Origin of the sequence: Streptomyces sp. SS7 (assembly GCF_037993025.1) — a bacterium.
Taxonomy (GTDB): Bacteria; Actinomycetota; Actinomycetes; order Streptomycetales; family Streptomycetaceae; genus Streptomyces.
The window spans coordinates 5,751,079-5,770,055 of sequence record NZ_CP141223.1 but is presented as its reverse complement, the minus strand read 5'-3'; the positions used below and the strand labels follow the sequence as shown (position 1 = coordinate 5,770,055).

General features: G+C 73.0%; 15 protein-coding genes. 5 read left to right on the top strand and 10 right to left on the bottom strand.

Going from position 1 to position 18,977, the window contains the following annotated elements:
• Positions 1 to 37 precede the first annotated feature (37 nt).
• From U5640_RS26775 to U5640_RS26765, 3 genes are all read right to left on the bottom strand, one after another.
• A complete protein-coding gene (locus tag U5640_RS26775) occupies positions 38 to 616 on the bottom strand; it encodes a lamin tail domain-containing protein (RefSeq protein ID WP_340378282.1) in 579 nt (192 codons plus the stop codon).
• Between the two features lie 307 nt (positions 617 to 923).
• On the bottom strand, positions 924 to 3,200 hold the full coding sequence (locus tag U5640_RS26770; RefSeq protein ID WP_340378281.1) for an MMPL family transporter: 2,277 nt from the start codon (positions 3,198 to 3,200) through the stop codon (positions 924 to 926).
• A 139-nt stretch (positions 3,201 to 3,339) separates the two neighbouring features.
• Complete coding sequence (locus U5640_RS26765) at positions 3,340 to 3,939, bottom strand: TetR/AcrR family transcriptional regulator (protein WP_340378280.1); 600 nt, start codon at positions 3,937 to 3,939, stop codon at positions 3,340 to 3,342.
• Positions 3,940 to 4,131: 192 nt separating this feature from the next.
• Here U5640_RS26765 and U5640_RS26760 point away from each other — a divergent pair, with 192 nt between their 5' ends.
• Positions 4,132 to 7,380 carry a S41 family peptidase gene (locus U5640_RS26760; protein ID WP_340378279.1) on the top strand — a complete coding sequence of 1,083 codons (3,249 nt, stop codon included), beginning with the start codon at positions 4,132 to 4,134 and terminating at the stop codon, positions 7,378 to 7,380.
• Between the two features lie 208 nt (positions 7,381 to 7,588).
• Here U5640_RS26760 and U5640_RS26755 read toward each other — a convergent pair whose 3' ends face one another.
• From U5640_RS26755 to U5640_RS26740, 4 genes are all read right to left on the bottom strand, one after another.
• Positions 7,589 to 7,774 carry a hypothetical protein gene (locus U5640_RS26755; protein ID WP_340378278.1) on the bottom strand — a complete coding sequence of 62 codons (186 nt, stop codon included), beginning with the start codon at positions 7,772 to 7,774 and terminating at the stop codon, positions 7,589 to 7,591.
• A gap of 91 nt (positions 7,775 to 7,865) precedes the next feature.
• The gene (locus U5640_RS26750; protein WP_340378277.1) at positions 7,866 to 8,750 is read right to left on the bottom strand and encodes an SDR family oxidoreductase; all 885 of its coding nucleotides are present in this window, start codon (positions 8,748 to 8,750) and stop codon (positions 7,866 to 7,868) included.
• Complete coding sequence (locus U5640_RS26745; RefSeq protein ID WP_340378276.1) at positions 8,747 to 9,640, bottom strand: alpha/beta hydrolase; 894 nt, start codon at positions 9,638 to 9,640, stop codon at positions 8,747 to 8,749. The genes U5640_RS26750 and U5640_RS26745 overlap by 4 nt, the downstream gene beginning before the upstream one ends.
• Complete coding sequence (locus U5640_RS26740; protein WP_340378275.1) at positions 9,637 to 11,181, bottom strand: NAD(P)/FAD-dependent oxidoreductase; 1,545 nt, start codon at positions 11,179 to 11,181, stop codon at positions 9,637 to 9,639. Before U5640_RS26740 ends, U5640_RS26745 begins: the two co-directional genes overlap by 4 nt.
• 152 nt (positions 11,182 to 11,333) lie before the next feature.
• Here U5640_RS26740 and U5640_RS26735 point away from each other — a divergent pair, with 152 nt between their 5' ends.
• Positions 11,334 to 12,038: a MerR family transcriptional regulator gene (locus U5640_RS26735; RefSeq protein WP_340378274.1), complete on the top strand. Its 705-nt coding sequence runs from the start codon at positions 11,334 to 11,336 to the stop codon at positions 12,036 to 12,038.
• Positions 12,039 to 12,048: 10 nt separating this feature from the next.
• Here U5640_RS26735 and U5640_RS26730 read toward each other — a convergent pair whose 3' ends face one another.
• Positions 12,049 to 12,852 carry an exodeoxyribonuclease III gene (locus tag U5640_RS26730; protein ID WP_340378273.1) on the bottom strand — a complete coding sequence of 268 codons (804 nt, stop codon included), beginning with the start codon at positions 12,850 to 12,852 and terminating at the stop codon, positions 12,049 to 12,051.
• 80 nt (positions 12,853 to 12,932) lie between these two features.
• Between U5640_RS26730 and U5640_RS26725 the strand changes: the two genes are divergently transcribed.
• On the top strand, positions 12,933 to 13,418 hold the full coding sequence (locus U5640_RS26725; RefSeq protein WP_340378272.1) for a GNAT family N-acetyltransferase: 486 nt from the start codon (positions 12,933 to 12,935) through the stop codon (positions 13,416 to 13,418).
• A 1-nt stretch (position 13,419) separates the two neighbouring features.
• Here the strand turns inward: U5640_RS26725 and U5640_RS26720 are convergent, their stop codons facing one another.
• Together U5640_RS26720 and U5640_RS26715 are read right to left on the bottom strand one after the other, a co-directional pair.
• Positions 13,420 to 14,055: a response regulator transcription factor gene (locus U5640_RS26720; RefSeq protein WP_340378271.1), complete on the bottom strand. Its 636-nt coding sequence runs from the start codon at positions 14,053 to 14,055 to the stop codon at positions 13,420 to 13,422.
• Entirely contained in the window at positions 14,013 to 15,467 is a 1,455-nt protein-coding gene (locus U5640_RS26715) for a sensor histidine kinase (protein ID WP_340378270.1), read from the bottom strand. The genes U5640_RS26720 and U5640_RS26715 overlap by 43 nt, the downstream gene beginning before the upstream one ends.
• Positions 15,468 to 15,601: 134 nt before the next feature.
• On the opposite strand from U5640_RS26715, the gene U5640_RS26710 reads away from it, so the two are divergent.
• Positions 15,602 to 16,399, top strand: coding sequence for an ABC transporter ATP-binding protein (locus tag U5640_RS26710; RefSeq protein WP_340378269.1), 798 nt, complete (start codon positions 15,602 to 15,604; stop codon positions 16,397 to 16,399).
• Positions 16,393 to 18,954, top strand: coding sequence for an ABC transporter permease (locus U5640_RS26705; RefSeq protein ID WP_340378268.1), 2,562 nt, complete (start codon positions 16,393 to 16,395; stop codon positions 18,952 to 18,954). Before U5640_RS26710 ends, U5640_RS26705 begins: the two co-directional genes overlap by 7 nt.
• Positions 18,955 to 18,977 lie beyond the last annotated feature (23 nt).

Sequence of the window (18,977 nt, the reverse complement as noted above, 5' to 3'; positions counted from 1 at the left end):
GGCAGAGGGGGTCGGGCGCGCCGCCGGTGAGGGTGGATCAGTGGCGGTCGCCGCGGTCGTGGCGGTCGCCGCCGTGGTCGCGGCGCTCGTCGCCGTGGTGACGGTAGTCGCCGTGGTGGCGGTAGTCACCGTGGTGACGGTATCCGCCGTGGTGGCGGCGGCCGCCCCAGGACTCGTCGTCGACGAAGCGGGCGCGGTCGTTGCGCAGGGTGACCGTGTCGCTGCGGTCGTCCAGCACCTCGCGGCGGAGGTCCTGGTACAGGTCGGTGCGGGTGTCGCGGCCCTCGCCGGTGTGAATCCGGACCGAGGCGCGGGGGGCCAGGCGGTAGTTGTCGAAGGTGTAGGTGTCGCCGTCCCGGTTCGACAGGGTCCATCCGTCCAGGTTGACCGTGTGGCGGGTGGTGTTGGTGAGCTCGACCCACTCCTTGTTGAGGGAGCGGTTGGAGCGGTCGTCACGGCCCGGCGCGTCGTACTGGACGGCGCTGATCTCCACCCTCGGCCGCTCGGCACGGGGGTAGCCGGCGGCGGACGCCGGGAGCGCCACGGCACCGACCACGGCGGCGGCGGCGAGCGTGGCGGCAGCCAGGCTGCGGGCGGAAACAACGGAAGCGGACACAAGGTCTCCTAGTTTTGTGCGAGTTACGACCGCATCGGCCGCAGAACCCACACTTGACCACCACACGTCCAGCAAGCATCCGATTGGCGCTTCACGTTACGAATCATCCATATTTCAGTGACAGTAACCTGCTCTGTCCATTTATGTACTGAACGCTCTGAGTCGTTGTCAGATCTACCCTCCGGGCGGTCGTACCGATCCGCCGTCACCCGAAAGTGGGTCACAACGGGCGAGGCGAACAAAAAGCCGGTGAGGGCGCCCCGTCCCCACGGAACCCTCACCGGCGGTCTTCACACGAGCGGTCGGATCACGCCCGTACGAGCTCCCTGTCGTCGTCGGGATCGGTGTCCCTGGCGTCGGCGGGGGTACGCAGTCCCTCGCCCTCGACGTCCACGTTGGGCAGGGCGCGGTCCAGCCACTTCGGCAGCCACCATGCCTTCTTGCCGAGCAGGGCGAGGACGGCGGGGACGATCGCCATGCGGACGACGAACGCGTCGAAGAAGACGGCGATCGCGAGGCCGAAGCCGATCATCTTGATCATCGACTCGCCGGAGCCGATGAAGCCGGCGAAGACGGCCATCATGATGACCGCGGCTGCGGCGACCACCCGGGCGCTGTACCTGAACCCGGTCACCACGGCCTGGCCGGGGCTCTCGCCGTGGACGTACGCCTCGCGCATCCGGGTCACGAGGAACACCTCGTAGTCCATGGCCAGGCCGAAGACCACGCCGACCATGAAGATCGGCATCATCGACATGATCGGGCCGGTCTCCTCGACGCCGATCAGGCCCGCCAGCCAGCCCCACTGGAAGACCGCGACGACGGCGCCGAGCGCGGCCAGCACGCTGAGCAGGAAGCCGAGGGCGGCCTTCAGCGGGACCAGGATCGACCGGAAGACCACGATCAGCAGGAGGAAGGCCAGGCCCACCACCAGGGCCAGGTACGGGATCAGGGCGTCCGTGAGCTTCTGCGAGAAGTCGATGTTCATGGCCGTGGTACCGGTGACCAGCACCTTGGCGTCGGTGTCGGCGGTGACCCCGGTGCCGGCCGCGCGGATGGCGTGCACCAGGTCCTCGGTGCCGGTCGAAGACGGCTTGGAGTCCGGGACGACTGTGATCATCGCGGTGTCGCCGGCCTTGTTGAAGGTGGCGGGGGTGACGGTGACGACGTCCTTGAGGCCCTTGACCTCGTCGCTCACCGCGGTGGCCGCGGCCTGGGGGTCGTCGCTGCCCTTGGCGTCGACGACGACCATCAGCGGGCCGTTGAAGCCGGGGCCGAAGCCCTCGGAGAGCAGGTCGTAGGCGCGGCGCTGGGTGGTGGACGTCGGCTGCGAGCCGTCGTCGGGCAGGCCCAGCTCCAGGCTGGTGGCGGGCAGGGCGATCGCGCCGAGGCCCACCACGCCGAGCAGCAGCACGGCGACGGGACGGCGCACGACGAAGCTGGCCCAGCGGGCGCCCATGTTGGGCCTCGCGGCCCCGGCCGTGTCCCCGGCCGTGTCGCCGCGCGTGTCGCCGCGCACGTCCCCTGCCGTGTCCTCGGCGGTACGGCGTCCGAACCGCTTGCCCTTCTCGCCGGCCGGCTTGACCTTGCGGCCCGCGTACCCGAGCAGCGCCGGGATCATGGTGAGGGCGATGAGGACGGCGACCACGACCGTGCCGGCCGCGGCGAGCCCCATCTTGGTCAGCATCGGGACACCGACGACGGAGAGACCGGCGAGGGCGATGACCACGGTGAGACCGGCGAAGACGACGGCCGAACCGGCGGTGCCGGTCGCGCGGCCGACCGCCTCCTCGCGGCTGCGGCCCTCGGCGAGCTCGGCGCGGTAGCGGGAGACGATGAACAGCGCGTAGTCGATGCCGACCGCGAGACCGATCATCAGGGCGAGGGTGGAGGTGGTGTCGCCGAGGTCCAGCGCGCTGGCGAGCGCGGTGATGGTGGAGACGCCGATGCCGACGCCGATGACCGCGGTCAGCAGGGGCAGTCCGGCGGCGACGAGCGAGCCGAGGGTGACGACGAGGACGACCGCTGCGAGCGCCAGGCCGATGATCTCACCGGTGGCGGCCTGCTCGGGTTCGGCCTGGAGGGCGTCGCCGCCCATCTCGACGGTCAGCCCGGCGTCCCTGGCCTTGTCGGCCGTGGTCTCCAGGGCTTCCTTGGAGGAGTCCTTCAGCTCGACGGAGGAGACCTCGTACTTCACGGAGGCGTACGCGACCGTGCCGTCCTTGCTGACGGCGTTCGTCGTGTAGGGGTCGGTGACGGAGACGACCTCGGAGCCGTCGCCCAGCTCCTTGACGGTCTTCTCGACGGTCGCCTTCTGGGCGGCGTCGGTCATCTTCTGCCCGTCGGGCGCCTTGAAGACGACCCGCGCGGTGGCGCCGTCGGCGCTGGAGCCGGGGAAGCGCTGTTCCAGCAGGTCGAAGGCCTTCTGGGCCTCGACGCCGGGGATCGAGAAGGAGGAGGACCCCGCGGCGGGCGCGGAGGCGGCACCGACGCCGGCGAGCGTCAGCAGGGCGATCCAGAGGAGGGCGACGAAATGCCGCCGCCGGAACGAGAACCGGCCGAGTCGATAGAGGAACGTGGCCACGGAGGCGTACTCCCGGTCAGTCGTGGGTTTCAGGGCAGGGGTGATCAGCCCACAGGGGGGAGGCAGGGGTGATCGGCCCGACGACGTGAGCGGTGACGTCAGGTGGGGCGGTGGATACAGGTGGGGCGGTGGGAAAGGGTCAGCGGATGGGTGCGCCGAGGGCGGGGAGGACCACGGCGTCGACGTACGAGGTGAGGTAGGCCCGGGTGGGCGGCTGGTCGTCGATCAGCGCCCGGGTGGCGAAGGCCCCGACCATCATGGGGATGAGGAACTCCAGGGCCGGGCAGTCCGCTCGGATCTCGCCCCGGTCGACGGCCCGCTGCAGGACGCGCCGGAACGCGGCCATCTCGGGTTCGACCAGCTGACTGCGGAACACCTCGCGCAGATGCCCGTCGTTGTGGATCGCCATGGCCACCCCGCGCATCAGCGCGGAGTTGCGCTCCATGGTGCAGTCGTCCTCGCGCGACATCAGCGCGTGCAGGTCGCCGTGGAGCGAGCCGGTGTCGACCTCGTCGGCCAGTCCCGGCTTGTCGTGCTTGATGGCCTTGACCACCAGCTCGGCCTTGCCGCCCCACTGGCGGTAGAGCGTGGCCTTGCTGGAACGGGTGCGGGCGGCGACGGCGTCCATGGTCAGGGCGTCGTAGCCGACCTCGCGGAGCAGATCGAGCACGGCGCCGTACAGCTCGGCCTCGCGCTCGGGTGTGATCCGACTGCGACGCGCGGTTGCGGTCTCGGTCATCCCGCTCACCTTTCGGCTCCGTCACCTACTGGTCCCGTACGTCCATCGCGTACATCCATGAAGATACCCCGAGACCCAACGAAACGAAACCGTTTCGTACGTGTGCTGACTCACGTCCGTGAAGGCCGCATAAACGCGGACCGCGGGCCCCGAGAAGTTGCCCGGCCCGTTTCGCCGGAAAAGCATGGGGAGGTGAGCTATCTGCGCCTGCCCCATCTCAGCGGTGACCTCCTGTGCTTCGTGGCCGAGGACGACCTCTGGCTGACCCGGCTGGACGGCCCGGACCGTGCCTGGCGGCTCACCGTCGACCGCACGAAGACCGGACACCCCCGCTTCTCCCCCGACGGCCGCCACCTCGCGTACACGAGCTGGCGAAGTCTCGTCCCCGAGATCCACCTGGTGCCGGTGGACGGCGGCCCCGGACGCCGGCTGACCTACTGGGGCAGCCCCGACACCCAGGTGTGCGGCTGGACCCCCGACGGCGACATCCTCGCCGTCGCCTCCCACGGCGAACCCTTCTCCTACTTCACCTGGGCCTACAAGGTCCCCGTCGACGGCTCCCCCGGCAGCAAACTGCCCTGGGGCCCGGTCTCCGACATCCAGGTCGCCGACCTCGACGACGAACGCAGGACCCTGCTGCTCACCGGCACTCCCCCGCACGAACCCGCCGGCTGGAAGCGCTACCGGGGCGGCGCCACGGGCCGCCTGTGGCTGCACGGACAGCGCCTCCTGGAGGACCTCGAGGGCCACCTCCACTCGCCCCTCTTCGCCGGCGGCCGGATCGCCTTCCTCTCCGACCACGAGGGCGTCGGCAACCTCTACTCCTGCGCCCACGACGGCTCCGACCTGCGCCGGCACACCGACCACGACGCCTTCTACGCCCGCCACGCCGCCACCGACGGCACGCGCGTGGTGTACCAGTGCGCCGGCGACCTGTGGATCGTCGACGACCTCGCCGCCGGCTCCGAGCCCCGCCGGATCGACGTACGGATGGGCGGCCAGCGGGCCGGCCGGCGCCGCTACCAGATCCCGGCCGCCCAGCACGTGGACGGCCTCTCGGTCGACGAGACCGGCCGCGCGAGCGCCGTCGTGGTCCGCGGCAGCCTGTACTGGCTCACCCACCGCGACGGCCCCGCCCGGACCATCACCGACACGCCCGGGGTACGGGTACGGGTCCCCGAGATGCTCGGCTCGGGCGGACAGGTCGCGTACGTCACCGACGCCGAGGGCGAGGACGCCGTCGAGATCGCCTACCTCCCGCGCGCCAGCGGGGACCGCGAGCCGCGCCGGCTGGCCTCGGGTGACCTGGGCCGGGTCCTGGAGATGGTCGCCGACCCCGACGGCGAGCGGCTCGCCATCGCCGCGCACGACGGACGGCTGCTCCTCGTCGACGCGACCGAGGACTCCAACGGCGAGGTCACCGAGCTGATCACCTCCGTCAACGGGCCGGTCCGCGACCTCGCCTTCTCCCCCGACGGGACCTGGCTGACCTGGTCGCACCCCGGCATCGGCAGATCCCTGCGGCAGATCAAGATGGCCCGGATCCCCGGCGTCGGACAGGGCGAGCGGCTGATCGTCGACGTGACCAACGGCCGCTTCGAGGACGAGAACCCCGTGTTCACCCGGGACGGCCGCTACCTCGCCTTCCTCTCCTGGCGCGGCTTCGACCCGGTGTACGACGTCCACACCGGCGACCTCTCCTTCCCGCTCGGCTGCCGCCCGTACCTCGTGCCCCTGTCCTCCGCGACCCCGTCCCCGTTCGCGCTGACCCCGGAGGGCCGGCCGGCCGCCGGGGGACTCGACCCGGTGGAGGAGGACGAGGGCGGCGCCGACGGGACCGTGACCGTGGAGGTCGAGGGCCTGGAGAACCGGGTCACCCCGTTCCCCGTGCCCGCCTCCAAGTACTCCTCGCTGCACCCGGTCGCGGGCGGCGGACTGGTCTGGCTGCGCTGGCCGATCTCCGGCGCGCTCGGCGAGACCTTCGCCAACCCGGACGACATGAGCGGGCGGCCCACCCTGGAGCACTTCACCGTCAGCAAGGCCAAGAAGTCCGAACTCGTCGGCCACCTCGACTGGTTCGGGGTCAGCGGCGACGGCACCCGGCTCGTGGTGGTCGACGAGGGCGAGCTGCGGGCCGTGCCGTCGAGCGAGTCCGGCGACCTCGACACCACCGTCTGGATCGACCTGCGCCGCATCCTGCACGAGGTCGACCCCGGCGCCGAGTGGCGGCAGGCGTACGAGGAGGCGGGCCGGCTCATCCGCGCCTACTTCTGGGACCCGGGGATGTGCGGCATCGACTGGGACGCGGTGCTCGACCAGTACCGCCCGCTCGTCGAACGGGTCGCCTCCCCCGACGAGTTCGCCGACCTGCTGCGCGAGGTCCTCGGCGAACTGGGCACCTCGCACGCCTACGTCACCCCCGCCCGCCGCAACGAGGGGCCACCGCACTACCAGCGCCGCCAGGGCCTGCTGGGCGCCAACCTCGTACGGCGCGACGGCGGCTGGACCGTCAAGCGCATCCTGGCCGGCGACTCCTCCGACTCCAAGGCCCGCTCGCCACTCGCGGGCACCGGCATCCGCGAGGGCGCGGTGCTCACCCACGTCGACGGCCGCCCCGTGGACCCGCTGCACGGCCCGTATCCCCTCCTCGCGGGGGCGGGCGGTACGACGGTGGAGCTCACGTTCACCCCGGCGGAGGGCACCGCGGGGCGCGCACGGCGCGTGGCCGTGGTCCCCCTCGTCGACGAGCGCCCCCTGCGCTACCAGGACTGGGTCGCCAAACGGCGCGAGGTGGTGCGGGAGCTGAGCGGCGGCCGGTGCGGCTACCTCCACATCCCCGACATGGGCGGCTCCGGCTGGGCCCAGTTCAACCGCGACCTGCGCATGGAGGTGTCGCGGCCCGCGCTCATCGTGGACGTGCGCGGCAACGCGGGCGGCCACATCAGCGAACTCGTCGTGGAGAAGCTGACCCGCACGATCCTCGGCTGGGACCTCACCCGCAACGCCCAGCCGGTGTCGTACGCCTCGAACGCCCCCCGCGGCCCGGTCGTCGCCCTCGCGGACGAGGCGACCTCCTCGGACGGCGACATGATCACCGCCGCGTTCAAACTGCTCAAGCTCGGGCCGGTGGTGGGGCAGCGCACCTGGGGCGGGGTCGTCGGCATGACCGGCCGCCACCAGCTCGGCGACGGCACCGTCATCACCGTCCCCATGAACGCGGCCTGGTTCGACGCCTACGGCTGGAGCATCGAGAACCGCGGCGTCCTGCCCGACCTGGAGATCCTCCGCACCCCTCTGGACTGGGCGGAGGGCCGCTACGCCCAACTCGACGACGCGGTCCGCCTCGCCCTGGACCTCCTCGACACCCACCCCCCGGCGTCCCCACCGGACTACAGCACCGCCCCAAACCGCACCCGCCCCAAACTCCCACCCCGCACCTGACCCCGCACACCTCCAAGGGGCGCGGGGAACCGCGCGACAAGCCCCCACCACCCCGCACCCGACCACGCCCGCGGAACCAACCAGAAACGCAGCCTCAGAAACGCAAGCCCAGAAACGCAGGGCCAGAAACGCAGGGCCAGAAACGCAGGGTGCCCTCCCCGGCAAGGGAAGGGCACCCCACGTTCACGGCCAAAGCCGAGCGCAGCGCCTACGCGTCGTAGTCCCGGTCCAGCCGGTCCTCGTCCTCACGCCGCATCCGCTCCGCCTCCGGCTCCGGCTCCGTGTCCCGCCGGCGGCCACGCTGCTGGACCTGCTCCTTGGCCTGCTGGGCCTTCTGCTTGGCCTGCTGCTGCCACTGCTGGGACTGGTCCTGCATCTTGTCCTTCATACCCATGTGGGTTCACTCCTGTAGGGAGATGAGGGGATCCGGCCCCGTGCTGGGGCCTCGACCAGATTCACACGGGCGGACACGCTGCGCATGTCGATCAACTACGGTGCGTAGCGCGGGCCGCCTCGTCGGCCTCGCCGCCCGCGCCCACCAACCCCGTCCGCATCCCCTGCAACCTGGGCGCGAACCGCCTCATCTCCCGCTGCCCGACGGTCCCGATGATCCCGGGGAGGTAGCCGCGTACGCCCTGCATCCCCCGCAGCCACCACTGCCCGTACACATGGGACGACCGCCGCTCTATGCCGGCGACGATCCGGTCCACCGCCGGCCCGAGCGGGTACGTCTTGTTCGACGGCCACGGCAGCCGCTGCCGCAACTCCCGCATGACCTGCTCCTGATCGGCGCCGCGCACCATGTCGGTGTCGGTCCAGGACAGATAGCCCACGCCGACCCGCACCCCCCGGTGGCCGACCTCGCCCCGCAGACTGTGCGCGTACGCCTCCACCCCGGACTTCGAGGCGCAGTACGCCGTCATCATCGGCGCGGGCGTGATCGCGGCGAGCGAGGCGATCTGGAGGAGGTAGCCGCGGCTCTCCAGCAGCGCCGGGAGGAAGGCGCGGGCCGTGACCGCCGAGCCGATGAGGTTCACCTCGATGACCCGGCGCCAGGACTCCGGATCGGAGTCGGCGAACGGACCGCCGGAGGCCACACCGGCGTTGGCGACGACGACGTCCACCTTGCCGAAACGCTCCTTCACCTCCGCCGCGACCCGGGTCATGGCCTCGTGGTCGGTGACGTCGGCGTACCAGTGACCGCTGTCGCCGTGCAGCCGCTCCGAGACCTGCTTGAGCGCGTCCGGCTCCAGCCCCACCAGCGCGAGGGTCGCCCCGCGCGCGGAGAGCTTGCGGGCGAGCAGCTCACCGACCCCGCGCGCCGCGCCGGTGACGACGACGACCTGTCCCTCAAGTCCGACCCTGTTCATGCGCCCTCCTTCAACTGCGTATACGTGACGACGAGTTCCCGGATCCTGCCCGTGACCACCCCGGGCGCCTCGACCGGCGTCATATGGCCGAGTCCGGGCAGTTCGGTGACGCCCAGGGAGTGCGGCAGCGCCGCCGCGATCCGGTGCGCGTGCACCGGCGGGGTCAGCCGGTCCTCGGTGCCGACCACGACGGCCGTCGGCACCCGCAACTCCCCCACGGCGTGGTCGAGATCGAGCGCACTCAGCACCCGCGACCAGGCGTGCCGCACTTGTCGCGGGCAGGCGTGCACGATCCGCGCGCACCGCTCCACCAGGTGCGGGGCCGAAGCGGCGCCCATCGTCGCGTACTTGAGGACCGACTTCGCGACCGGCGTGACCGGCCCCAGGGGTGCCCGCGAGCCGAGGACCCGCCCGGTCAGCCAGGTCCGCAGCCGGCCCGGCCGCAGCGGTACGACGGTGGACTCGGCGACCAGCCGCGAGGCGCCGGTGCTGCACAGCAGGACGGCCGCCGCGTGCTCCCGCACCCGGGGGCGCGCGGCGGCGGCCAGCACGGTCATGGCGCCCATCGAGTGCCCGGCGAGCACCGCGCGTTCACCGGGCGCGAGGGTCGCGGCGAGCACCGCCTCCAGGTCGTCGGCGAGCGCGTCCGTGCTGCACACCGGCGACGGCGGGGTGCGTCCGTGGCCCCGCTGGTCGTAGACGACGACCCGGTGGTCGGCGGCGAGGTCCCCGATCTGGGCCGCCCAGAACGCGGTCGAGCAGGTCCAGCCGTGGGCGAGGACGACCGGGGGCGCGTCCTCCGGGCCGTGCACCTCGACGTGCAGCCGGGTGCCGTCGGCGGACACGGCGGTGAGTTCGCGGGCGGGCTGCGCGCTCCCGCTGGTCCTCATGCGGTGACCTCGCTCTTCCCGGCGGCGTCCAGGACCTGTGCCGTCGGGGCCGCCGCCGGGGCCGCTGCCGCCGGGGCGGGGGCCCGCAGCAGCTCGTACTCCGAGAGGTCCACGCGCCGGGTCGCGCGCCGGAACTCGCTCGTCGTGCCCGGCCAGACGGTGGTGTTGCGGCCGTTCGCGTCGAGGTACCAGCTGGTGCAGCCGCCGGTGTTCCACACGGTCCTCTTCATACGCTCCTGCACGCGCGCGTGCCAGGCGTCGACCGCGCCGGGCCGGGCGTCGAGGGCGCCACGCCCTCCGAGGACGTCCAGCTGCCGCAGATAGTCCGCCATGTAGTTCAGCTGGGACTCGATCATCAGGATCATCGAGGAGTTCCCGAGACCGGTGTTGGGGCCGATGATCGACATCCAGTTGGGGAAGCCGGCGGCGGACGCGCCGCGCAGCGCGGCCATCCCGTCCTTCCAGCTCTCCGCGAGGGTCCGCCCGCCGGCGCCCACCACCCGCTCGGCGATCGGCATGTCCGTGACGTGGAACCCCGTACCGAAGACGATCACATCGGCCTCGGCCTCGGTGCCGTCGGCCGCCACCAGCGTGGAGCCGCGGATCTCGCTGAGCCCGCTCGCGACGACGTCGACGTTCGGCTGCGCGAGGGCCGGATAGTAGGTGTTCGACAGCAGGATCCGCTTGCAGCCGATGCGGTAGTCGGGGGTGAGCCCGGCCCGCAGGACCGGGTCCTTGATCGAGCGGGCCAGGTGGACCTTGGCGAGCCGCTCGACGAACCCGAGTTCGTTCGGGTGCTTGGTGAACGCCTGCACCTGGAGCTCACGGATGCCCCACAGCAGTCCGCGCCGCAGCCGCGTGGTGAACGGCAGCGCCCGGTGCAGGGCGCGCTCGGCGCCGCTGACGGCCCGGTCGACGCGCGGCAGCACCCACGGCGGGGTGCGCTGGAACAGGGTCAGCCGCGAGACGTCCGGCTGGAGGGCCGGCACGATCTGGATCGCGGAGGCACCCGTCCCGATCACCGCGACCCGCTTGCCGGCGAGGTCGTGGCCGTGGTCCCAGCGGGCGGAGTGGAAGACCTCGCCGGGGAAGGTGCCGAGGCCGGGCACGTCCGGCACCTTGGGATCGGACAGCGGCCCGGTCGCGGAGACGACCACGTCGGCGACGTACCGCCCGGCGCTCGTCTCGATGTCCCAGCGCAGTTCCTGCGCGTCCCAGGTCATGCGCCGGACCTCGCGGCCGAACCGCAGATGCGGCCGCAGCCCGAACGTGTCCGTGACGTGCTCCAGGTAGGCGCGGATGTGCTCCTGCCCGGAGAAGGTGCGCGGCCAGTCCGGGTTGGGCGCGAAGGAGAAGGAGTAGAGGTGGGAGGGCACGTCACAGGCGCATCCCGGGTAACTGTTGTCGCGCCAGGTGCCGCCGACGGCGTCGGCGCGCTCCAGCACGACGAAGTCGGTGATCCCCTCGCGGCGCAGCCGCACGGCGGCCCCCAGGCCGCCGAACCCGGACCCGATCACCGCGACCCGCACGTGTTCGGTCATGCCGACTCCTCCTGCCGTACGACGCCTCGGCGCGACGACTCCTCGCAACCGCGCCAGTGAACGCTGGCGCAATCGGACTGTAGAGCAGCTCCGTACTCAGCGGTAGGGCCCGGGGAAGGAAAGTTACCGGCGGTTCGACATAGGCTTCCGCCGTGGCGGACAAGCGCGAATACCGGGCGGAGGAGCTGGCCGGCCAGGCCGGCATCACCATGCGCACCCTGCGCTTCTACCGTGAGCGCAAACTGCTCGGGCCGCCACGCCGCGAGGGCCGTATCGCCTGGTACGACGACCACCACCTGGCCCGGCTGCGCACCATCGCCGCCCTCCTGGAGCGCGGCCACACCCTGAACGGCATCGCGGAGCTGGCCGACGCCCTCGACCACGGGCGGGACGTGGCCGACCTGATCGGCGTCTGCGGGCCCACCGAGGAGGAGCCCATCCGCCTCACCCCCGAGGAGCTCGCCGCCCGCTTCGAGGGCCAGGTCACCCCCGAGAACCTCGCCGCCGCCCTCGAACTCGGCTACCTCGGCACCGACGGCGACGACATCGTCCACATCAGCCGCCGCCTCCTGGACGTCTCCGCCGCCCTGGTCCGCGAGGGCATCCCGCTCGCCGAGGTCCTCGCGGCCGGCGCCCGCGTCCGCGCCCACGCCGACGCCCTCGCCGACCTCTTCACCACCCTGGTCCTCCGCCACGCACCCGAATCCGACCTGCCCCGTCTGCGGCCACTGGCGAGGAGCGTGGTCGAGGCGGAACTGTCACTGGCACTGGACCGGCGGCTGCGGAAGGAAGCCGGGGGGAGCGACGGCGCCGGGAGGACGGACCAACCCGACGGGGCCGACGAATCTCCTCGGTGACCTGTGGTCGTCAGAGGTCGTAGACCACCGTGACCGGCGCGTGGTCCGACCAGCGTTCGGCGTGGGTGGCGGCGCGCTCCACGAAGCCCTTGACGGCCTTGTCCGCGAGGCCGGGCGTCGCGACATGGAGGTCGATGCGCCACCCCGAGTCGTTGTCGAAGGCCCGCCCCCGGTACGACCACCACGTGTACGGCCCCTCCACGTCCGGGTGCAGGGCGCGTACGACGTCGACGTAGCCGCCGTCCCCGGGCGCGTAGACCTTGGTCAGCCACTCCCGCTCCTGCGGCAGGAAGCCGGAGTTCTTGGTGTTGGAGCGCCAGTTCTTCAGGTCGGCCTGCTGGTGGGCGATGTTCCAGTCGCCGCAGACCAGGACCTCCCGGCCGTCGGCGGCGGCACGCGCGCGCAGGTCCTTCAGGTGGACGAGGAACGCGTCCATGAAACGGACCTTCTCGTCCTGCCGGTCGGTGCCGACCTCGCCGGAGGGGAGGTAGAGGGAGGCGATCGTCACACCGGGCAGGTCGGCCTCCACGTACCTTCCGCTGCCGTCGAACTCGGACGAACCGAAACCGACGCGCACGGCGTCCGGTTCACGGCGCGTGCAGAGGGAGACGCCGGCCCGGCCCTTGGCGGCGGCGGGGGCGTGCGTGACGTGCCAGCCCTCGGGCGCGCGGACCGCCTCCGGCAGCTGCTCCGGCTCGGCGCGCACCTCCTGCAGGCACAGCACATCGGCGGAGGTGTCCGCGAGCCACTCGACGAAGCCCTTCTTCGCGGCGGCACGCAGCCCGTTCACATTGACGGAGGTCACAGTCAGCACCCGGGCACGATACCGGCACACTGGACGAGGCCCTGACAGCAGATTCCACCACGATTGTGCATAGACGTACTGTGATCAGCATGAACATACGCCGCGTGTCCTTCGACCACCCCGACGCCGTCTCGCTCAACGACGAGGTCCAGGCGGAGTACCACGAGCGCTACGGCGACGGCGGCGACGCAACGGTTCTGGAACCGTCCCACTTCGAGCCGCCGGGCGGCGTCTACCTCATCGCCTACGACGAGGGCGACCGGCCCGTGGCCACCGGCGGCTGGCGCAGCCAGGACAGCAACGGCGAGGGCAACGAGGACGGCGACGCCGAGCTGAAGCGGATGTTCGTGATCCGGGAGATGCGCGGGCGCGGGCTGGCGCGGCGGATGCTGACCGCCCTGGAGGAGGACGCGCGGGCGGCCGGCCGGGTGCGGATGGTCCTGGAGACCGGCACCGAGCAGCCCGAGGCGATCGCCCTGTACACCTCCAGCGGGTACGCGCCGTGCACCAAGTTCGGCTACTACCGGGAGTACGACTCGAGCCGGTGCTTCGCCAAGCCGCTCGTCTCGGGGTGACTCAGCCCCTGAGGTAGGCCAGCACCGCGAGCACCCGGCGATGGGTGTCGTCCGCCGGGGGCAGGTCCAGCTTGGTGAGGATGCTGCCGATGTGCTTGCCGACGGCCGCCTCGGAGACCACCAGTGCCCTGGCTATCGCGCCGTTGGACCGGCCCTCGGCCACCAGCGCCAGCACCTCCCGCTCGCGCGGAGTCAGGCGGGCCAGCGGGTCGCGGCGGCGGCGCAGCAGCTGCCGTACGACTTCCGGGTCGACGACCGTGCCGCCGGCCGCCACCTCGTGCAGGGCGGTCACGAACTCCTCGACCTGGCCGACCCGGTCCTTGAGGAGATAGCCGACCCCGGTGCCGTCACCGGAGTCGAGGAGCTCGGCGGCGTACGCGCGCTGGACGTACTGGCTGAGGACGAGGACGGGCAGGCCGGGGCGCTCGGCACGCAGCCGGACCGCCGCGTGCAGTCCTTCGTCCTGGAAGGCGGGCGGCATACGGACGTCGGTGACGACCACGTCGGGGCTGTGTTCGGCGACGGCGGCGAGGAGGGCGGGGGCGTCGCCGACGGCCGCGACGACCTCGTGGCCGAACCGGGTGAGCAGGGCCGTCAGGCCGTCGCGGAGGAGGACTCCGTCCTCGGCGAGGACCACCCGGAGTGCCCGTCCTCCGGTGCGGGCCCCGGCGTCGGCTTCGGTTTCGGCGTCGATGTCGGCTTCGGTGTCGGCTGGCAAGGGATCTCCACACGCAGCAGGGTCGGTCCGCCCGTCGGACTGGTCACGGACAGTCTTCCATCGAGCACTGACACCCGGTCGGCGAGACCGGTGAGGCCGGTGCCCCGGCCGGGGTCCGCGCCGCCGCGGCCGTCGTCCGCCACCTCCAGGACGAGCCGTCCGTCGCCGTACTCCCCCGCGACACGGGCCCGCCCCGCCGCGCTGTGCCGAGCGACGTTGGCGAGCGCCTCGCGGACCACGAAGTACGCGGCGGCCTCCACCGCCTGCGGCAGCCGGGGCAGCGGCGACCCGAACCCGACGTCCACGGGGACCGGGGAGCGGTCGGCGGCGTCGGCGACGGCGGCCTCCAGCCCGTAGTCGGCGAGCACCTGGGGGTGGATGCCGTGGATCAGCTCGCGCAGCTCGGCGAGGACCGCGCCCGCCTCCTCGCACGCGCGCGTGAGCTGTGCGGCGAGCGGGCCACCGGGCGGGGCGTCGAGCCGGGCCAGACCGAGGCTCATGCTGAGAGCGACCAGGCGCTGCTGGGCGCCGTCGTGCAGATCGCGTTCGATCCGGCGGCGCTCCGCCTCGAAGGCGTCGACCAAGCGGGCGCGCGAGCGGGTGAGTTCGACGACTCTCGCGCGCGTGCCGCCCTCGGACGGGGCGACCAGACGCCGCGTCAGCGCGGCACGCGCCGCGGCGGCCGCACCGAGGACGTACGCCCCGGCCGCGAGCAGCAGCACCCCGAGTGCGGCGGCGGCGCACGCCGTCGGCTGCCCGGTGACCGTCCACACCTTCAGCACCTTCACCTCACGCCCGCCACCGACCGTGGCGAGCAGCACCGGGGTCGCGATCATCGCGAGGGGGGACACGAACGCGACGAGCAGCAGGAGCGCCTCGGCCGGCCAGAGGAGGCAGGCGACGAGAAGGGTGTGACCGAACTCGCGCCAGGTGGCCCCTTCCCGCAACCGGGTGGTGAGCCAGGCACGCAACCCGAGGGCGGGGGGATCGATGTGGGGCGTCGGGGCGAGGGGATGGGGGTGGGGGTGTGGGTGGTCCTCGTGCGGGACGGCGGCACCGGTTCGCGCCAGCCGGCCCAGTCTGCGCCGCTCCAGGGCGGCCACCGGCAGCCCGGTGAGGACGGTGGCCGCGAGCAGGGGCAGCCCCACGAGCACGATCGCGAGGACTCCGCCGGCCGTCACCCAGGCCGCGAGCCCGATCAGCAGGACGGCCCCGAGGATCGCCCCGCTCGCCAGATAGACGGCGGCGCGCCAGGGCCACGACGACAGCAGATAGCGCGGGTGGGTCAGTGCCTGCCCCATGTCCCTGGGGTGCCGGGGGTCCCTGTCCATACGGATCACCGTAGAAGGGCGCCGTGCGGGCCGGCCATCCCTCCCGCACGAGCCTCCGGGGTAGGGCTGTCCCTACCTGAAGTCTCGCCCCTGGCCGACCGACTGCGCACCCCCTGCCGCGGTTTCGTGGACCCATGACCACACCCGCTGTCCAACTGACCTCCCTGAGCAGGCGTTACGGCACCGCCGACGCCGGAGTCACCGCGCTCGACGACGTCACGCTCACCCTCCCCCGTGGTTCCTTCACGGCCGTCATGGGCCCGTCGGGCTCGGGGAAGTCGACGCTGCTGCAGTGTGCCGCCGGGCTGGACCGGCCGACGTCCGGGTCGGTGCGGATCGGCGGCACCGAGCTGACCGGGCTGAGCGAGCGCCGGCTCACCCTGCTGCGGCGGGAACGCATCGGCTTCGTCTTCCAGTCGTACAGCCTGCTGCCCGCCCTGACCGCCGCGCAGAACGTCGCCCTCCCGCTACGGCTGGCCGGTCGCCGCCCCGCCAAGGCGGAGGTGCGCGAGGCGCTGCGGCGGGTCGGCCTCGCCGAACGGGCCGGACACCGGCCCGCCGAACTCTCCGGCGGCCAGCAGCAGCGGGTCGCGCTCGCCCGCGCCCTGATCACCCGCCCCGAGGTGCTCTTCGGCGACGAACCGACCGGCGCCCTCGACTCCACGACCGGCCGCGAGGTGCTGGTCCTGCTGCGCGACCTGGTCGACGCGCACGGGCAGACGGTCGTCATGGTCACCCACGATCCGCTGGCCGCCTCCCGCGCGGACCGGGTGGTGTTCCTCGTCGACGGCCGGGTGCACGGCGAACTGGCCGGGGCGGGCGCGGAACGGATCGCGGCACGGATGGCCGCCCTGGAGGCGGATCCCGGGCCGGGTTCGGCGCAGGACGGCCACGCGCGTGCTTCCGTCACCGCGGAGGTCGCCCCGTGCTGAGCGTCGCCGTGCGGACCCTGCGGGCGCGCTGGGCCGCCTTCGTGGGCAGTTTCGTCGCCCTCACCCTGGGGGTGGGGCTGGTGACCGTGATGGGGCAGGCGCTGGCCGCCTCGCGGGACGCGCCGGTGCGGACGCCGGAACGGTTCGCCGCGGCACCGGTGGTCGTGCGGGGACACGACACCCTGCGGGTGGCGACCCCGACCGGGGTGCGGACGGCACAGCTGGCGGTGCCGCGCGCGGTGCCGGCCGCCACGGTCGCCGCGCTGCGCGCCCTCGGCACGGTCGTGCAGGACCGTTCCTTCCCGGTCCGAGCGGACGGCGGCCCGGCCACGCTGGTCGGTCACCCCTGGTCGACGGCGCAGTTCGCCCCGTACGACCTCACCACGGGCCGGGCACCACGGACCGCCGACGAGGTGGTGACCACCGGGCACTGGGCCTCCGTGGGCGACCGGCTGGAGACGGGCGACGGGCCGGTGCGGGTCGTGGGCACGGTACGCGCGCGTGGCGGCACGGTACGCGCGCGTGGCGGCACGGGACACGCGCGTGGCGGCACGGGACACGCGCGTGGCGGCACGGGACACGCGGATGAGGTCGTGGTACGCGCGCGTGGCGGCACGGAACAGTCGGCCCGGTCCGACGCGGGCACGCGGCCACGCGACATCGAGAACGCCGTCTTCTACACGGACGTGCGGGCCGCCCGTCTGGAACCCCGCTCGGCGCAGCTGGTGGTGACGGCGGACGCGGCGGCGGTCCGCGCGGCGGTGGGCGACAGCGCGCGCGTGCTCACGGGCGACGACCGCCGGTTCGCGGACGCGGATCCGTATCGCGACGCGGAGTCGCTGACCGCGCTGAACGCCCTGTTCGGCACGGCGGGCGGGGTGACGGCGTTCGTCTCGGTGTTCGTGGTGGCCTCCACGTTCGCGTTCGCCGTGGACCGGCGCCGACGCCAGTTCGGACTGCTGCGCACCGCGGGTGCGACACCGGGTCAGATCCGGCGGTCGGTGCTGGCGGAGGCGCTGCTCGTGGGCACGCTCGCCTCGGCGACCGGCTGCGTGCTGGGCGCGTACGGCGCTCCGTGGCTGGCCGCGCTGGTGGTCGACGGCGGTCTCGCGCCGGCCTGGTACACGATCGGCGGCCATGGGTGGCCGTACCATCTCGCGTTCTGGACGGGCCTGTCGGTCTCGGTGTGCGGGGCGCTGACCGCGAGTCTGCGGGCCGGGCGGATCGCGCCCGCGCAGGCGTTGCGTGAGGTGTCGGTCGACGGGCGCCCGCTCACGGGCGGGCGCCGCTGGTTCGGCGCCGCGCTGCTCCTCACGGCGTGCGCAACCCTGTCGTACGCCCTGCTGACGGACCCGGGCGACCTGCTGCACCGCAAGACGTACATCAGCCGGCCCCTGCTCGTGACCACTGCGGTGGCGCTGCTGTCGCCCGCGCTGGTGCGCCCGCTCGTGCCGCGGCTGCCGGGCGTGATCGGGCTGCTGGTGCGGGAGAACGCGGTCGCCGGGGTCCGCCGTACCGCAGCCGTGGCCGCGCCCGTGCTGGTCACCGTGGCGCTCGCGGGCTCTCTGCTGGGCGCGACGGCCACGCTGACCGAGGCGCGGGCCGCGGAGGTGCGGCAGCGGACGATGGCGGACTTCGTGGTGACACCGGGGAGCGGTACGGCGCTGCCGACGGACGCGGTGGCGCGGCTGCGGAGGGTTCCCGGCGCCCTGGTGTCGGCGACCGCGGCGACCGCCGTGTACACCCTGGAGGACGGGGTCGCCCTGGTGAAGTCCGAGGCGCGGGCGGTCGATCCGGGGCCGCTCGGCACGACCGTTCGGCTGCCGGTGGCGGCGGGGCGGCTCGCGGATCTCGACGACGGCTCGATCGTGGTGACCGAGGAGTGGGCACGGCACCGGGTGGGACAGCGGGTGCGGGTGTGGCTCGGTGACGGTACGTCTCGGTCGCTGCGGATCGCCGCCGTACTGGCCACCGGGACCGGGGAGAGCGGTGTGTGGCTGAGCACGCACAACGCGGGGGGCGCCCCGGTGGACCGAGTCGACGTACGCGCGCGTGCGGGTGCCGATCCGGAGACCGTCGCGGCAAAGCTGCGCGCGGTCGACGGGGTGCGGGTGCTGAGCCGGGCGCAGTGGGTGGCCTCGGCGTATCCCGGGACCAACCGGACGACCCGGCTGGGGGTGCTGCTCGTCCTGGGCGTCGCGCTGGTGTACACGGGCATCGCGCTCGTCAACACCCTGGTCATGGCGGCGGCGGAACGGCGGCGGGAGAGGGCGGTGTTGCGGCTGGCGGGGGTCACCGGCGGGCAGATCCTGCGGCTGACCGTGGCGGAGGCGCTGACGGTCGTGGGGGTGGGTGCCGTGCTGGGCCTGCTGGTGACGCTCGTCAACCTGGCGGGCATGTGGGGCGCGTTGCGTCTGGTGTCGGCCCCGGCAACGCTCGTCGTGCCGTGGCCGGCGCTCGGCGCGGTGACGGCGGCGTGCGCGGTGCTGGCGGTGGGCTCGGCGGTCGTACCGGTGGCCGTGTCGGCCGCGCGGAGGACTCTGTCCGGGGGGTGAACGGTCACCCCGGACATGGCAGA

What these genes read in the sequence shown, in the direction of transcription:
- U5640_RS26765 (WP_340378280.1), bottom strand. Translation starts at nt 3,939, where the DNA reads ATGACCGAGACCGCAACCGCGCGTCGCAGTCGGATCACACCCGAGCGC.
- U5640_RS26755 (WP_340378278.1), bottom strand. Translation starts at nt 7,774, where the DNA reads ATGGGTATGAAGGACAAGATGCAGGACCAGTCCCAGCAGTGGCAGCAG.
- U5640_RS26750 (WP_340378277.1), bottom strand. Translation starts at nt 8,750, where the DNA reads ATGAACAGGGTCGGACTTGAGGGACAGGTCGTCGTCGTCACCGGCGCG.
- U5640_RS26745 (WP_340378276.1), bottom strand. Translation starts at nt 9,640, where the DNA reads ATGAGGACCAGCGGGAGCGCGCAGCCCGCCCGCGAACTCACCGCCGTG.
- U5640_RS26740 (WP_340378275.1), bottom strand. Translation starts at nt 11,181, where the DNA reads ATGACCGAACACGTGCGGGTCGCGGTGATCGGGTCCGGGTTCGGCGGC.
- U5640_RS26725 (WP_340378272.1), top strand. Translation starts at nt 12,933, where the DNA reads ATGAACATACGCCGCGTGTCCTTCGACCACCCCGACGCCGTCTCGCTC.
- U5640_RS26715 (WP_340378270.1), bottom strand. Translation starts at nt 15,467, where the DNA reads ATGGACAGGGACCCCCGGCACCCCAGGGACATGGGGCAGGCACTGACC.
- U5640_RS26710 (WP_340378269.1), top strand. Translation starts at nt 15,602, where the DNA reads ATGACCACACCCGCTGTCCAACTGACCTCCCTGAGCAGGCGTTACGGC.